11 protein-coding genes are annotated in these 16,657 nt (G+C 35.0%); 6 read left to right on the forward strand and 5 right to left on the reverse strand.

Features of this window, described 5'->3' with window-relative positions:
* Positions 1–231 precede the first annotated feature (231 nt).
* The 4 genes from CA2015_RS10495 to CA2015_RS10510 all read left to right on the forward strand — a co-directional run bounded on the left by CA2015_RS10495 (position 232) and on the right by CA2015_RS10510 (position 9,406).
* Positions 232–4,002 carry a class I SAM-dependent DNA methyltransferase gene (locus tag CA2015_RS10495; RefSeq protein ID WP_048641863.1) on the forward strand — a complete coding sequence of 1,257 codons (3,771 nt, stop codon included), beginning with the start codon at positions 232–234 and terminating at the stop codon, positions 4,000–4,002.
* Positions 4,003–4,028: 26 nt separating this feature from the next.
* Entirely contained in the window at positions 4,029–4,466 is a 438-nt protein-coding gene (locus tag CA2015_RS10500) for a hypothetical protein (RefSeq protein ID WP_048641864.1), read from the forward strand.
* A gap of 2,248 nt (positions 4,467–6,714) precedes the next feature.
* Positions 6,715–8,556, forward strand: a complete 1,842-nt coding sequence (locus CA2015_RS10505) for a hypothetical protein (protein ID WP_048641865.1) — start codon at positions 6,715–6,717, stop codon at positions 8,554–8,556.
* A gap of 358 nt (positions 8,557–8,914) precedes the next feature.
* Entirely contained in the window at positions 8,915–9,406 is a 492-nt protein-coding gene (locus CA2015_RS10510) for a hypothetical protein (protein WP_048641866.1), read from the forward strand.
* A 1,573-nt stretch (positions 9,407–10,979) separates the two neighbouring features.
* Here CA2015_RS10510 and grrM read toward each other — a convergent pair.
* The 5 genes from grrM to CA2015_RS10540 all read right to left on the reverse strand — a co-directional run bounded on the left by grrM (position 10,980) and on the right by CA2015_RS10540 (position 15,789).
* Positions 10,980–12,131: a cyclophane-forming radical SAM/SPASM peptide maturase GrrM/OscB gene (grrM, locus tag CA2015_RS10515; RefSeq protein ID WP_048641867.1), complete on the reverse strand. Its 1,152-nt coding sequence runs from the start codon at positions 12,129–12,131 to the stop codon at positions 10,980–10,982.
* A gap of 11 nt (positions 12,132–12,142) precedes the next feature.
* Positions 12,143–12,475: a hypothetical protein gene (locus CA2015_RS10520; protein ID WP_048641868.1), complete on the reverse strand. Its 333-nt coding sequence runs from the start codon at positions 12,473–12,475 to the stop codon at positions 12,143–12,145.
* Positions 12,472–13,431, reverse strand: a complete 960-nt coding sequence (locus CA2015_RS10525) for a DUF2911 domain-containing protein (protein WP_084011721.1) — start codon at positions 13,429–13,431, stop codon at positions 12,472–12,474. Before CA2015_RS10525 ends, CA2015_RS10520 begins: the two co-directional genes overlap by 4 nt.
* Before the next feature lie 801 nt (positions 13,432–14,232).
* Positions 14,233–14,427 (reverse strand): hypothetical protein, encoded by a 195-nt coding sequence (locus tag CA2015_RS10535; RefSeq protein ID WP_048641871.1) that lies wholly within the window; start codon positions 14,425–14,427, stop codon positions 14,233–14,235.
* Positions 14,428–14,598: 171 nt separating this feature from the next.
* Positions 14,599–15,789: a tyrosine-type recombinase/integrase gene (locus tag CA2015_RS10540; RefSeq protein ID WP_048641872.1), complete on the reverse strand. Its 1,191-nt coding sequence runs from the start codon at positions 15,787–15,789 to the stop codon at positions 14,599–14,601.
* Positions 15,790–15,946: 157 nt separating this feature from the next.
* Between CA2015_RS10540 and CA2015_RS10545 the strand changes: the two genes are divergently transcribed.
* Both CA2015_RS10545 and CA2015_RS10550 read left to right on the forward strand, forming a co-directional pair.
* Entirely contained in the window at positions 15,947–16,213 is a 267-nt protein-coding gene (locus CA2015_RS10545; RefSeq protein ID WP_048641873.1) for a GIY-YIG nuclease family protein, read from the forward strand.
* Positions 16,214–16,275: 62 nt separating this feature from the next.
* Positions 16,276–16,605: a GIY-YIG nuclease family protein gene (locus CA2015_RS10550; protein WP_048641874.1), complete on the forward strand. Its 330-nt coding sequence runs from the start codon at positions 16,276–16,278 to the stop codon at positions 16,603–16,605.
* Positions 16,606–16,657: the final 52 nt, after the last annotated feature.

Consider the following 16,657-nt stretch of genomic DNA (forward strand, 5'->3'; position numbering starts at 1 on the left):
AATACTATGTGTACGATTAGTCATAGTCTACCACAACCGAATCAAGTTCCTTTCTTTCTCTAAACAAACCGTAGACGGAAAATGTCATCTCTCATTCAAACCCACTTATTATTTTTCTGAGTGATAGCCCCAAGTAATCTAAACCGAAATCCTAAATTTTTTCCCAATTATGGCCACAATAACCAGCCTAATTCATTAATTTAACCGAAAAGAAAGCAATAGTTTAGATAAATGAATGTAAGCAGTCTTAAACCAAGAAAGGCACTGAATAAGTCCTTTTTAAAAGTAAAACCAAACCGGAATGAAATTGAGGTTTTTAAGGCCAACCTAATCCAGTTGCTCGATAGAACCAATGAAACGGAATCCGAGGAATTCCATAAAAACCTTGTCAGTGACTTTCTAAAAAGAACTTATTTCCACCCCAATTACTATATCAACACTAAAGGCAGAAATGACCTTGTAATTCACAATGGAGATAACGCAAAGGATTCAGTTGGCGTAATTATCGAGGCAAAAAAGCCAACCAATAAATCAGAAATGGTAAGCACCGGAAAGCTTAATGTTAAAGCTTTTCAGGAATTGTTGCTGTATTATTTGCGGGAAAGGATCACCCATAAAAATCTGGAAATAAAACACCTGGTCATCACCAATATCCATGAATGGTTTATTTTTGATGCCACCACATTTGACAGGCTCTTTGCCCAAAACAAGAACCTTGTAAAACAATTCAATGAATTTGAAGCCGAACGATTGGCCGATACTAAAACCGATTTTTTCTACAAACAGATTGCAGGACCCTTTATAGCAGACATCTCATCACAAATAGAATTCACCTATTTTAACCTGCAGGATTATCAAAAGCCTTTACGGAATAACGACAAAGCAGATGATACCAAACTGATAGCCCTTTTTAAGTTGCTATCCCCCGAACACCTCCTTAAACTTCCATTTACCAATGACAGCAACAGCCTGGATAAGCGATTCTACAGCGAGTTATTGCACATTATAGGATTGACGGAAACCAAAGTGGGAGGTAAAAAACTGATTGGGCGGCACAATGAAGGTGGCCGAAATACAGGAAGTATTTTGGAAGATGCCATCATTCAGTTGGACAGCTTGGAAAAGATTAACCGATTGGAACGTCCTTCTCAATATGGAGATAGCCATCAGGAAAGGCTATTCCAGGTTGGGCTGGAGCTTTGCATCACTTGGATCAACCGGATCTTGTTTTTGAAATTGCTGGAAGCCCAACTCGTTACTTACCATAAGGGGGATAAATCCTACTCCTTCCTGAATTTGGAGAAAATAAAAACTTTTGATGATCTGAACAGCCTCTTTTTCCAGGTACTCGCTAGAAAAACCGAAGAACGAAACCGGGATGTGAAGGAACTTTTTGATAAAGTGCCGTACCTTAATTCTTCATTATTTGAACCAACCGAAATGGAACAGGTTACTTTGTTCATCAGTAATCTGAAAGACAATAAAACCATCCCCATCATTTCCTCAACCGTTCTGAAAAACGATCACGGCAAAAAGAGAACAGGAAGCCTCTCCACACTTGAATACCTGTTTGAGTTTTTGAACGCCTATGATTTCAGCAGTGAAGGCTCGGAAGATATTCAGGAGGACAATAAATCTCTGATCAATGCTTCAGTACTAGGATTGATTTTTGAGAAAATAAATGGGTACAAAGATGGCTCATTTTTCACCCCGGGTTTTATCACCATGTACATGTGCCGGGAAACCATCCGCAAAGCCGTGGTGCAGAAATTCAATGAAACGAAGAAATGGGATTGCAAGGACCTTAATGGCATCTATGACAAAATAGATGACCGGGAAGAAGCCAACAAAATCGTTAACAGCATAAAAATCTGTGATCCTGCCGTAGGATCAGGGCATTTTTTGGTATCGGCACTCAATGAAATGATTGCCGTTAAAAATGATTTGAAAATTTTGCAGGACCGGGATGGAAGACGCTTGAAGGAATACCAGGTGGAAGTAGTCAATGATGAACTGATTGTAACAGACGAAGAAGGCGAACTATTCGACTACACTCCAACAAACAAAGAAAGCCAGCGCATTCAAGAAACGCTATTCCACGAAAAGCAAAACATTATTGAAAATTGCCTTTTTGGCGTGGACATCAACCCCAACTCTGTAAAAATTTGCAGGTTGCGACTATGGATTGAGCTTCTTAAAAATGCCTATTACAAGAACCCTACCGAGTTGGAGACCCTTCCTAACATTGATATCAATATCAAATGTGGAAACTCGCTGGTGAGTCGATTTGCCATCGATGCGGACCTGAAAAAAGCATTAAAGAAAAGTAAGTGGTCGATTGACAGTTACCGGGTGGCAGTGGACACCTACCGCAATGCAGAAAGCAAGGAGCAAAAACGCGAAATGGAACGGCTGATTGCCGACATAAAATCGGATTTCCGAACTGAAATTGCAAACAATGACCCTAAAATAAAGCGCAAAGCCCAACTGGGAGGAGATTTATATAACCTCACAATGCAGAAGGGACTTTTTGAGGAAAGCCCAAAGCAGAAAAAAGAACGCCAGGCTAAGGTTGCCAAACTTGAAGTAACCCTAAACAAGCTTGAAATCGAGATTGACGAAATTAAATCAAATAAGATTTTTGAAAACGCCTTTGAATGGCGTTTTGAATTTCCGGAAGTGCTGAATGATGTGGGTGACTTTGTGGGCTTTGATGTGGTGATTGGGAACCCACCTTATTTTTCAATGTCTAAACTCAAAGAACAAGCGGAATATTTCTCACGAGCGGAATATGAAACCTATTCTAAAGGTTCTGACATATATTGCCTTTTTTATGAATTGGGTGGTAGAATTCTCAAGAGCGAGGGATTTTTAACCTATATCACCTCCAACTCCTGGCTCAGAGCTATCTATGGCGAATTATTGAAAGCATACTTTATGAAAAGCCTTCAACCTATTTCGCTTTTGAACATTGAAGACATCCAAATATTTGAAGAAGCTACGGTAGAGTCAAATATTATAACCTTACAGAAAAGAAAGCTAACGGACACCTTTTCGGTTGTCAACTTGGCAGATAACTATATATTAGGATCTTCTCTTTCAGACTATTTTGATTTGAATAACTTTAAATTTGAAATACCTGAAACGACTGAATGGTTCATCGGGAATCAGGTAGAAGGTAACCTAAAAGCAAAAATTGAGGCAAGGGGAAGACAGCTGAGAGAGTTTGAAGTAAGAATAAATTTTGGGATTAAAACAGGTTATAATACGGCATTTATCATTGACGAACAAAAGAAAGATGAATTGATACATCTTGATGCAAACAATGTGGAAATCATAAAACCCATTTTGCGGGGAAGGGATTTGAGAAAATACGGCTATGAAATCTCTAATAAATGGGCAATTTGCACTTTCCCTAGCCTAAACATTAATATTGAGAATTACCCCGTTCTAAAGGATTACTTTTTAGGCATTGGCAAAAAAAGGCTAGAACAAAATGGAGAAAAGGGCAGCAGAAAAAAGACAGGTAACCAATGGTTTGAAACCCAGGACTCAATTTCCTATTGGGAAGATTTTGAAAAGTCCAAAATTTTATGGGGCGAGATTTCGGACAAACCCAAATTTGCGTTTGATGACTCTGGCTATTATGCAGAAGCCACCACTTTTTTAATGACAGGAGAAAAATTGAAGTTTCTTTTGGCTATACTCAATTCGAAAGTTTCGGAGTGGTATTTCAACCTAATCGGCACCACAACTGGGATGGGAACAAACAGGTGGAAAAAATACAAAATTGAATTGCTGCCAATCATAGTGCCTTCAGAAAGTGAAGAAAAGGAAATAAAGAGATTAGTTGAGAAAATACTAACAACCAAAAAACAAACCCCCTTAGCCGACACTACTGACCTTGAAGTCCAAATCGACCAGATGGTCTACCAGCTTTACGGCCTGACTAAGGAGGAAATTAAAATTGTAGAGGGAATTGAAAATAATATTATCAAATAAATATTTCAAATTAATAAAAATTAAAAATGGAATTTAATCTAGAAAACTTAAAGGGGCGAGCCCAACAACTTAAGGAAGAGAGACGTCCAAAATCAATTTCATCAGAAAGGCTTGGAAGTCTTTTGCTGGATACTATAAATGAGATCGAAATCGTTTACAAAAAGGTCAATAGAAGAACATTTATATTTAGTTTTTCTTCCATAATAATATCTTTTTTTTCTTTAATATTTTCAATTTTGAAATCTGATGATATTACAGTCAATGGAGCAAATTTATTAGGTGTAATGGTTGGGGTTCTTACGTTTTTAGTTACTCTTTTAATAGGATTTCAAATATACAAAGCCATCGAAGTTGAAGACGCCATTGATAAGAAAATTAGCTCTGTTGAAAACAGAATTTTTGAATTCCTAAAAACTCATGTAGATATTAAAATTGAAGAAAAGCTGAATGAAGGTAAAAAATAATTTAAAATAGTATGGATTTCATTTCGCATCATTCTATTAATTAAATTATTAGTTTGTTACACCCCATAATCGATAATTATGTTTTAAAATTTAATGGGTACAGAAATATACTTTTAAAGGGAATCCATTTATAAAAGTATCGAAGTACCACACCTCGGGATAAGATCATATTGCCTTTTCTCGAGGGAATTTAAATCTCACTGACTTTTCCCTCCTAACTTCCTTTTCAGAAGTTCCTACATCCTTCTGTTACAAAGAACGAAACTGGATTCTTCAAGAATGACCCTTTAGAGCGCACAGGCACGAAATTTATTTTTCTGAATTTTCACGATTCCTTAAGATGTACTGTTGGCTGCAGTAAAAAAAATTCCATTGTCGATTCTTTCTGTAGTGAGTTGACTCCTCCTTAACTTACTGCAACGGAATCATGCTCATCCCTACTACAAACACTTGAACTTTCAGGAGCAGCTAAAGCCTTACGCTATAAAGGACGAAATCGGGTTCCTTCAAGAATGACCCTATAGAGCATCCAGGCACGGAATTTTTTTATCTAAATTTTCACGATTCCTTAAGATGTACTGTTGGCTGCAGTGAAAAAAATTCCATTGTCGATTCTTTCTGTAGTGAGTTGACTCCTCCTTAACTTACTGCAACGGAATCATGCTCATCCCTACTACAAACACTTGAACTTTCAGGAGCAGCTAAAGCCTTACGCTATAAAGGACGAAATCGGGTTCCTTCAAGAATGACCCTATAGAGCATCCAGGCACGGAATTTTTTTATCTAAATTTTCACGATTCCTTAAGATGTACTGTTGGCTGCAGTAAAAAAAATTCCACTGTCGATTATTTCTGTAGTGAGTTGACTCCTCCTTAACTTACTGCAACGGAATCATGCTCATCCCTACTACAAACACTTGAACTTTCAGGAGCAGCTAAAGCCTTACGCTATAAAGGACGAAATCGGGTTCCTTCAAGAATGACCCTATAGAGCATCCAGGCACGGAATTTTTTTATCTAAATTTTCACGATTCCTTAAGATGTACTGTTGGCTGCAGTAAAAAAAATTCCACTGTCGATTATTTCTGTAGTGAGTTGACTCCTCCTTAACTTACTGCAACGGAATCATGCTCATCCCTACTACAAACACTTGAACTTTCAGGAGCAGCTAAAGCCTTACGCTATAAAGGACGAAATCGGGTTCCTTCAAGAATGACCCTATAGAGCATCCAGGCACGGAATTTTTTTATCTAAATTTTCACGATTCCTTAAGATGTACTGTTGGCTGCAGTGAAAAAAATTCCATTGTCGATTCTTTCTGTAGTGAGTTGACTCCTCCTTAACTTACTGCAACGAAATCATGCTCACTCCTACTGCAAACACCTGCACTTTCAGGAGTAGCTACGGCCTTACGCTATAAAGGACGAAATCGGGTTCCTTCAAGAATGACCCTATAGAGCGCCCAGGCACGGAACTTTTTTTTCTAAATTTTCACGATTCCTTAAGTTGTACTGTTGGCTGCAGTAAAAAAAATTCCACTGTCGATTCTTTCTGTAGTGAGTTGACTCCTCCTTAACTTACTGCAACGAAATCATGCTCACTCCTTCTACAAACACCTGCACTTTCAGGAGTACCTAAAGCCTTACGCTATAAAGGACGAAATCGGGTTCCTTCAAGAATGACCCTATAGAGCGCCCAGGCACGGAACTTTTTTTTCTGAATTTTCACGATTCCTTAAGATGTACTGTTGGCTGCAGTAAAAAAAATTCCACTGTCGATTCTTTCTGTAGTGAGTAGACTTCTGCTTAACTTACTACAACTGAATTACCTTTGCCCCCACTGCAAACCATGCAATTCCAGAAATAACCACAACCTTCCGTTATACAGGACGAAATCGGGATTTTCGGAAAACCGCCAATACAAGCCATATGCACGGAATTTTTTTTCCTAAATTTTCGCAATTCCTTAAGAACTGCTGACTGATGCAATAAAAAGATTCTGCAGTTAGTAGTTCCTGAAAAACGTAATATCCCAAGTACTTTTCAAAATCTTCATTATATAACTAATAATTTATAAACACTATTTAGTATTTAAAAAACTATATAGGGGTATAAAATTCACCCTTTTAAAACAAAAAAATTTGATTTTATTCTAATTAAAATGGGATAGCTAAAATAAATATACTAGTTTGGCAAGAACAAAATTACTGCATTAGCAGCATAATATTATTCACCACATTTTCAGTAAAAATGACTATACTTTCTTCTTCTGCTCCTTATGGCACCACCATAATTCATAGGCAAGCTCCAGGTTCTACTTTCATTGACATTTCTCATCTTAAACCCAATTCTATTATCGATAAGGGAAAAACAGGATGTGGTGCAACTACTGGCTTTTTGAATAATGATGAAGCCATGATTATGGTAATGCCTTATATAATGAACATTGACAATAAATTCTTTCAATACAACGATCGATACTTGCCAGGAAAAATTAATAAAAAAATGTTCAGATTCCATTCAAATATTCATGATGTTAAATTCCCGGTGAGCCTTTTGGGATTTGATAAAGAGAGAGCTATGGAGGAGTTTAAAGAATATTTGGAGAACTGTAAAAAGTCAGGATCACCTCCTAAAATATTGGTCACACCAGATTCTTTACCAATAGTAATGGATGAGATAATACCAAAGGACTTTACCTTTGTTTGGGATGAAATACACTCATTGATATTGAATTATAAACTACGACATGTGGCAATGAACAATATATTAAATAATTTTAAAAAATTTAAAAACTTTTATCTTATATCTACGACAATTTCAGAAAGAGATTATTGGCCTGAAGAATTAAAAACAATACCTGTTCAAAATGTAGTGTGGGAAAATGAAAATATTTTAAAAGCAAAAATGGTGCTTACCAATTCTTATGATAATTCATTAATTTATTTAATCAGATATTTTATAGATTCAGGTTGCATTGAAAATTGTTATATATTTATAAATAACGTAAGGGGAATTGAAAAATTAATAAAAAAGTGCAAATTAAAGGAATCAGATTATAGTGCTATATATAGTCAAAGTAGAGTTGAAAATATAAAAAGGTGGATCCCTAACTGTGAGCCAACTAAGATTACATTTATTACTTCTGTAGGTTATGAGTCAATCGACATAGTGGACGAGAATGCAATACCCTTTGTAGCTACAAATACTAGAATATCAACTACAATTGTGAATCCATATATAGATATAGTACAAATGATTGGTAGATTTAGAAATACTAAATATAAAGGAGTAATAGTCCACATACTTCAATTCTCTAAAAAGGCCAATATTTTTAATGTAGATAAAACCAATGCAGAAATAAATGCTAATATATTATATGAAAATGAAAAGTTGGAAGTAGAAATAAAATGTATACGTTCTAAAAATGAGGGTCAAGGGCTTAATTTTCATATATGGGATAATGGTTTAAAAAAATATAGACCAGATCCAGAACTTAAAAAATATTATATTTACACATGTTTAAAACGAAGTCAATATATATCAAAAAATAAATTAACGGAAGCATATAAAAATGGAGGGTTTCACTTGTCGGACATAACATGTTCTTTTTCAAATTTATACCATTATTCGATTCTACCAAACAGCTTTAAAAAAACTGTGCAGGAGTTAAATAAAATTGACGAAATGGTTGGACAAGATAATCATTGGTTTGAGTTTTTTTATAGAAAGGCTATAAATAAATACCCATTCTTGGAACCCGCTTTGAAATATTTTGGCTATGAATGGATGGAGAAAAAGAAATATGACACGAAATTTTTAAGAATGAAGTTTAAAAACTATCCAAAAAGATTGATAAATGATCCAGATCCCTTAAAAATATTTATTTTAAAAATGGATAAGTTTGATAAAAAAGAAAAAATTTCTATAGAAACATATAAATCTATTTTTCATTTGATGGAAATTGAAATGGGCTTTTCATTTTTTACTACTGCTTCTGATTTAAAAAAATATTATAATATAACTAAAACACATATTTATGATAAAGGTAAGAAAACTTCAGCGTACATTTTAGGAAATAGAATTATATAAAAAAAATTTATTTATTATTTATGGTTTTAAATTTTTTTAATGTATCTTAATATTTGGATTAACAATCCTGAAAGTGTGGTAACTTTAAAGATCCGATTGAAATAGTCGGGTCTTTTTTTTTATATATTGTCGATTTTTATAATATTATACCAATACTGTTTTACCGGAGTTGCCCTAAATTAATTATTTTTTAAATCCATAATTTGATGGTTTTATTACCAATTTATCAATAATAGCATCAGTAATCACCGATTAAAATAAAGTCATATTTTTATTATATAACTTAAAAATTGAAACCTACTGATCCCTAACGAAATGACACTGTTGTCCTAGTCAAATTAATTTAAATCAAATTATTATGACGAAGACAGATTATTTCAAGGGTTGCACCTCCCTAGATGAGGCAAGAAAAATGTATTACCGCTTAGCGATGAAATTCCACCCTGATAAAGGAGGTGACGAGGAGCTTTTTAAAGACCTGGTCAACCAGTTTCATTCTTTTAAACCAAGTCAATTCAAATATGAAAAGGAGTTTGATGATTGGAGTTCACAGGCCTTTTCTTCAATTATTGAGGCACTTATGGAAATTCCTGATCTTACTATTGAGATTTGTGGATCTTGGATTTGGATTTCTGGGAAGACCAGGCAATATAAGGAACGAATAAAATCTATTAGGACCAATGTCCACTACAAGCGAGGATTTTCCGCAAAAAAGAAATTGTGGTATTTCTCTCCCGAGGGCTACCGTAAAAAATCCGCTGATGAATTGGACATGGAGTCCATTCGTAACATTTACGGAACTGAGGAGTTCCGCAGCCCTCCACAAAAAGCCATTAAAGATCGAGGGTAGTTTTGTTACGCACTTGTATCCCACCATTTTTAATTTTAAGTAATTAAAAATGGTGGGTAATATTTGTTAGCGCTGTACTTGGGGGATTTACAAATAGCGGGAATACCATAATGCAGTGAAAGGAATGTACACTCAAACATATAGGCTTTTCCTGTTTATACATTTGTATGTTTAAGGTGGAGAATGGAGCTATCATTTATCAATGTTAACCTTTTCCCTATTCCATATACCACGCCATTTTTAGAATATGTCCCTTAGAAACAGACCCATACTATAAAAACACCCCCGTACCTGAACAAACGGGAAAGCCCCCCGGCACTTTCCACTATAAAAACTAACAAACTGGCTTAAAAAGATATTTATTTATGCAATATTGTTGCATTTAAAAACCTTCATTCAAGTATATAAACACAGATAGATTTTAGATTTTTTTAAGTATACAACTCTGGCTTTTTAGGGGTGGATTATACACACTATCGCCTAATTGGTATGGTTAATTATCACAGTCAATTAAAATTTGACACACTTTCAGCTTGAAATCAGTATCTTTCTTCACGTGGTTTACGATTTATAACCAATTCAATTCAATGATTTATTTTATAATGGTATCGAACCATTATAAAATAAGCTTGGTATATCGGAGAATCTGTGGTACTCAAAACGTTCTTCACTCCGAAAAAAGCAAATTTCCACACCTTAAAACGCTCCACAAAAAAATGGTGCCGTGATGAGTTAATTATTTTTATTACACTCCTAGAATTAAGGAGAGTTTGCAGGGTATCACCGAACCATTTTTTTGCTCCACTTTTTTAGCCCCCCACTTCCCAATTTGCTTTATTCTACGTTCGACATTCCTCCGTTCCTCGATTCGGCTGTTCCTAATTTCATTTTTGTTGGTCAGGCCCCCGGCAGGTAGGCAAAATGAAATCCCTCAGCCATTGTTTGGCTCGCCTGCGTCCCTCATTACGCACGTTCAGTCACACTATCGTGCTTCTCCTGAACGGCTCCATTCGGACTCGCAGGCGGCTCGCATCCTACCCTTAACCCTGCCGCCATTTTTCTATCCCCTCGCCCCGGGATCAACCGGGGTTTTTAAAGGAGCTAGACACTTTCTCATTTAAAAGCCTCCTATAATTGTTACAGCATGGCATGTAGCACAATACCCACAATTCATCGTTTACTATTCAGAATCTTTCTTATATTAAATTCCAAAAAATTTGAAAAGGAATTCATTAGAAATGGAAACTCCAAACGATAGCATAGTAATTATTGAATAATAGGGAAGGAAAAGGAAAGTTTCAAACTTTTCATAAAGCTTCTTATATTAGGGTAACTGTTAGTAATCGTCTAATTTATAGAAAATAGAAATTCTTCATTGGAAATGACGATCTCAACCTATTCCTTCTAGCGAGTTTCAAGAAACTAAACAGTCAGCATACGCTTAGCTAGAACAAAGGTAAATTAACATGAATGAAGCAAAACCTATATTAGTTGCTAAAGTCTACTCCCTACGAGAAACTTACTCCTAAAACATTGGTTTTATTTGCGGTTTTTGTTTAGACTGATATAAATCTTATTTAATACTGTAAGTTTTTTCCAGGTCTGATAGAACAATGTCTATGGGAGTTTTAATTGTATTTTTACAAAAAATAGTCTCAGTACTCTTAAATGTGCCAGTTTCATAAAATTTATTTGAAGGAGCTCCACCACCACAAACTTTAAAATACGAGCAAGTCTCTTTACACATTTCTACACCTTTATTAATTCCCTCAGAAATTTTATTATAGTTTTTTTTAGTTAAGACGTCTACAAAACTATCACGCATCACATTTCCTAAAATAAAGTTGTTAAACTCAGGACTTGTTTGCCCTAACAATTCAGGTGAAAAAGAAGTAAAATCTCCATTAATATCAATACTTATTATTCCAAATGTATTTAACATATGGCTTCGAGGAATTGTCGTTTCGAGTGTATTGTTTGAGGATATTGGAGAACCAATAATTTTCTGAAAGGCAGATTCAAACTCTCTTACAATAACTTTTCCCTTGTTCTGTTTTTGTAACGTAAAAATTCTTTCAAAAAACCTTTTTACCTTTATCTCACTTGTCACATCAATTGATGAGGTGATATTGACACCTTCAATTTCCTCAATATTAAAGCCAACTCTCTGAATATTATTATTTAAAAAAAAATTAAAAATTTTGTCTGGATAATTTAATGAATATGCTGTTACAACAGCAATAGCATGGAAATCTATATCATGTTCTTTCAGCAATTTGATTCCTCTCATTGTCTCAGCATGGGAGCCCTTCCCATTTCGCTTTACTCTATATTTATCATGAATAAAATCGGGCCCATCAACACTTATCCCAATCCTTATCTTATTCTGTTTGATAAAACTACACCATTTATCTGTAAGTAAGGTGCCATTTGTTTGGAAGGAATGTGATACAACGATATTTGGAGGAGTATGTTCGTTAATAATATCAAATATTTTACTGTAGTAATTTTCATTAATTGCCATAGGCTCCCCAGCATGCCAAACAACTGTAAAATCATTTTTTACCAAATCAGACTGATAAATACGCTCAAATATTTTATTAACAATAGTAAGGGAAATCTTATTTTTATCGCCTCTATTAGGTAGGTAGCAATATTGACAATTGATATTGCAAAAAGGAGAACCTTGTATTATTAACAAATCAAGCGGGCCTATGTCGCTCATATTAAAAAGATTTAAAAATTACTGAATTTTTGCCAATTGCTAAAGTCATTCCAATTATTCCAATTTCGCCAATCATTCCACTTTACCCAGTTGTTCCAGTTATTCCAATTACCCCAATTACCCCAATTTATCCAATTACTGTTGAGAGTAAAAGTAGGGAAATCAATTTTGCTTTTTGTGGCTTCTTTATCTTTTAAATCTTCTTTTATAGCTTCTCTAATATTCAAAATTCGTATATCTATTTCATGTTCAGAATTGACTCTAGAATCCTTAGCATTTAACTCTATGTTATTACTAAATAAGGAAGCAACTATAAAAGCTAATAATTTTGATATTTTTTTCATTCTCTAGGTAAATTTGAATTGTCAATATTTAACGAATTATATTTACGAATGTTTTCCTCTAACAAATTAGCTACATGTAAAGGCATACCGGTTGTCGATCCTAAAGCATGGGCATCTTTTGCATATTTAGAGGCTGAATCATATTGTGACAAAACAGCGTACAAGTCACTTTTAATTTTTAAATTTTCAAAGGTTTCCTGAATATCAAGAGACTTATCAATTAGACCCATTGAGTACAACGCATAGTCTTTGTCCTCTGTGAAAACACAATAATTACCTATGGATAAATAATCCCGCCATAGAAGAGAGTCTGGTTGTTCATTATTTTCTATAAATTTCTTAATATTATTCCATGATGTAGTTTTGTCAAAATCAATTGGAATCTCAATAGTCTTTTCAGCCCAGCTAAGTTTTAGAATTGTTGAATAACTATTTACCTTAGAAAAGGTAAAAGTCATTGTCTCTACAAAAGGTGAATTTATTGCATCTGCATCAAATCTAAGAACATCTTCGTTTTCATCATACAAATGAATTCCAAAAAGATTTATATTTTTATTAAAGATAATAGTCCAAGGTAAATTTTTCCTAGGTATAACAAAAAATGAGTAATCTCCCTTAGGAATTGGCTTACCACCAACTCTAGCGTTATTAGAGATTCGAAATGTAGAAGCACCCTCAGCACCAGCCCTCCAAAGACTGTCCCATAATACTACATCTCCCCAAATTGTTCTATTATTAACACTCGGTCTAAAATAACTAATAAAAATATCAGAAGTTCCAATTACTTGCGAAACTGACGCAAACTGACTTTTGGTAGGAAGTCTAAGATTAGAATTTTCAACAAGTGATATTTTGTTATTTTCTATCTTTTCATTGTTCTCCATACTTGATTTATTACAGGAAAGGAGAAAAAACAAAATACTCAAACATAAAATTAAGCTTATTGTGTTTTTCATCTTTAGTTTATTTATAAGCAATATAAATTAATTTCTGATTTAATTTAATATTTTCTATAGTTTTTTTAGACTTTGTTCAGTTATATTACAATATGCAGGCAAAGCGATCAAAAAAACCCAAATTTACTATTTAATATGTTGTCCATTGGCTTTTGCCGCTAACAGAGACCATAAAAATGGGCTAAAAAACAAAATCTTAACCGCATCAACTGACAGAACAATTCCCCTAAAAGATTGTGGTTATTTTTTAAAAACTTTTTTCCTCCAAAATTATGTAAGTATCTGATATTACTACTACCTTACTTTCGCATCCTTTCCTTAAGTCTGTCACCATTTGTCAAAACCCATACCACCGGATTAATGCGGATTTTTAAAGAACAGGTCGGTTGATGCGGATTAAGATTTATTGTATTATAATGAATGTATTGAAAATGGCCTTAATGTTTATTTTCATCTCCAATGCAAAAGTAACAACTGGCCAGAACCCGTCAAGGGTAATATGAACGACCTGCCGCAGGCGCAACACAGGTCGCCCTTGACTGAACCTGTCCAACATGTTGGATGGCATTTAAGAGATGGGAAATACGAAAAAATATTTAACTTTCAGCGCTTAAAAGCTTTGCTATCTCAGGGGACAGCTTTGATTTTTAACAGTCAATTTTAACTTTGGGAACAGACATAAAAAAATGCCCATGCCCTAATTTAAAGGAGTATAATAAAAAATTATTAATGATCCTTGCAATTTAATCCTCAATCCAATAAAAAATCCCCGAAAGCCAACTTTCGGGGATTTATGAAATTTCAATTGCTATCCAAATAAAGGATAGCTTCAAAAGTTTTAAGCCGCTTTCGTGCCAAAAAGTGATCCGCAATGAGATCAATCAAGTTTTTTTTGAAGGTAAACTCATCTTCCTTCAACTCTTCAAACTTTTCCTGAAAGGCTTTAAACTCCTTCAATAGTTCATCCACCTTTTCAATGTGTTCGGGATTTAACATTTCATTGTTAGTGAAACAAGCATTCCTAGGGAACTGAATGCCGGTTGGTTACCCGTAATCATATTATACTGCTATTCCATTTTTATAGCATATTCCCTAAACGTTTGAAAAACTACAATATACGAAATTCCCCAATCTATTTCATCAAAAAATCTATGTAAATCACCAATATTAAAAGGCAATGTTTTCCTGGTCGGCCAAGGTTATGCCAATGTATCCCAGTGTTACGTCTAGCGAACTGTGCCCGAGAAATTTACTCAGTTTGAGCAGCTCCACGCCTTTTTCGTAAGCCAACCTGGCAAAGGTTCTCCTGGCTGTGTGCCCCGAAATTTTACGGTATTTTGGCGTCGCTTCTGTTAGGAATTGAGATCCTGACCGCTTGTAGGTTTCTATTACATCGTTAATCCTTGCTCTTTGACATAAAATTTTAAGTTTCCTATTTTCATTTTGTCCGGAGGTGATCGGAAAAGACTTGTATTTCTTTAACAATGCCAGAGATTTAGTACCCTCGCTTAAAGTAATACCATGAAGTTTACCCTGTTTTTGAATATTGAACTCAAGCCTATTCCCTTTAAGATTCAAAATATCTACGTGCTTCATATCACTATGCCGTAAACCAGTGTAACAGCGGAAAAGAAAGCAATCTTTGACTACCTGTTCTGATTCAGTACACTCCACTGCTTCGAGAGCTGCAAGTTCATCCTGGCTCAGCCATATAATCTTACCTTTATAGGTTTCTACTCTGTACTCCTCAATATCCATTGGGATTGTAATATTCAGGGATCGACCAAATTTACAGGCCTTTTTTATTATTTTGAAAAGATCCTTAATGTAGTTGTTTGTCAACTGCCGTTTTACCAATTTATCCCTGTAGTTATCAAATAATTCGGTAGTAAGTTCTTGGTAGGCTAATTTCGGATAATAACTATGAAGGGAATTTTTGACGGTAAGAAACTTCTTCAGATGCGTATGGGCATACCTGTTTTTGTATTGTTCCATATACTTATCAAAAAGTTCGTAGAAGGTGAAATTAGCTTTTAGGTCTATTGGCTTCTTCCTGACTTCTCCGTTAATCTTCTCCCTGAACATCTGTTGAAACATTTCGATAGAACGATTATCATTCTTCCCTATATGAAACAGTAGTTTCCAGAGCTCCCGAATTTGAGTTATTTTTTGGGTAAGTGTCGTATCGCTTTCCACTTGCTGAAGTGCCTGGTTCCAATACTCTGGATTTACCTTAATGTTGAGTTGGAATTTAACAATCTTGCCATGGATCTCGTGTTTGAAAAACAGCGGCGTTTTTCCAGATTTCTTACTTACCCGTTGCTTGTTTAGGTAGAGTGAAGGTAGTTGTTTTCTCATGTTTTCTGGTTAAAATGTTGTACAGTTTGTTGTACGGATTTAGTATAAATATACAACATTTTTAGCGTAAAACCGCCCATACAGGCTGCATTCAAGCATAGTTCGAGCCCAAGAGGAGGAGCTAAAGCCAGCACAGATAGTGTTGGCTTTTTTCGTTATGGATCAGTATTATGTCTATATCATATATTCTGAGTTAATCGATAAATTCTATGTTGGACAGACAGGGGACATCGACAAAAGACTCCTATTTCACAACGATTCTCAAAGGAATAACATCTGGACTAAAAGAGGGATTCCCTGGGTACTCAAAAAAGCGATTCCCTTCAACTCTAGAACAGAAGCATTGAAGGCTGAAAAATTTATAAAAAATCAGAAATCTAGAAAAGTAATTTTAGCTATTATTCAAAACGGATACAGTAAATAATTTAGAGCATCTGATCCCGGTCGACCGGGAAGGGTCCTTGGTTCGCCTGTCCCGAGATCAAAGTGAATCGGGAAGCCCAAGAGGAGGAGCTAAAGCCAGCACAGATAGTGTTGGCTTTTTTCGTTATGGATCAGTATTATGTCTATATCATATATTCTGAGTTAATCGATAAATTCTATGTTGGACAGACAGGGGACATCGACAAAAGACTCCTATTTCACAACGATTCTCAAAGGAATAACATCTGGACTAAAAGAGGGATTCCCTGGGTACTCAAAAAAGCGATTCCCTTCAACTCTAGAACAGAAGCATTAAAGGCTGAAAAATTTATAAAAAGTCAGAAATCTAGAAAAGTAATTTTAGCTATTATTCAAAACGGATACAGTAAATAATTTAGAGCACCTGATCCCGGTCGACCGGGAAGGGTCCTTGGTTCGCCTGTCC

The sequence above is a fragment of the Cyclobacterium amurskyense genome (genome assembly GCF_001050135.1).
GTDB classification, from domain to species: Bacteria; Bacteroidota; Bacteroidia; order Cytophagales; family Cyclobacteriaceae; genus Cyclobacterium; species Cyclobacterium amurskyense.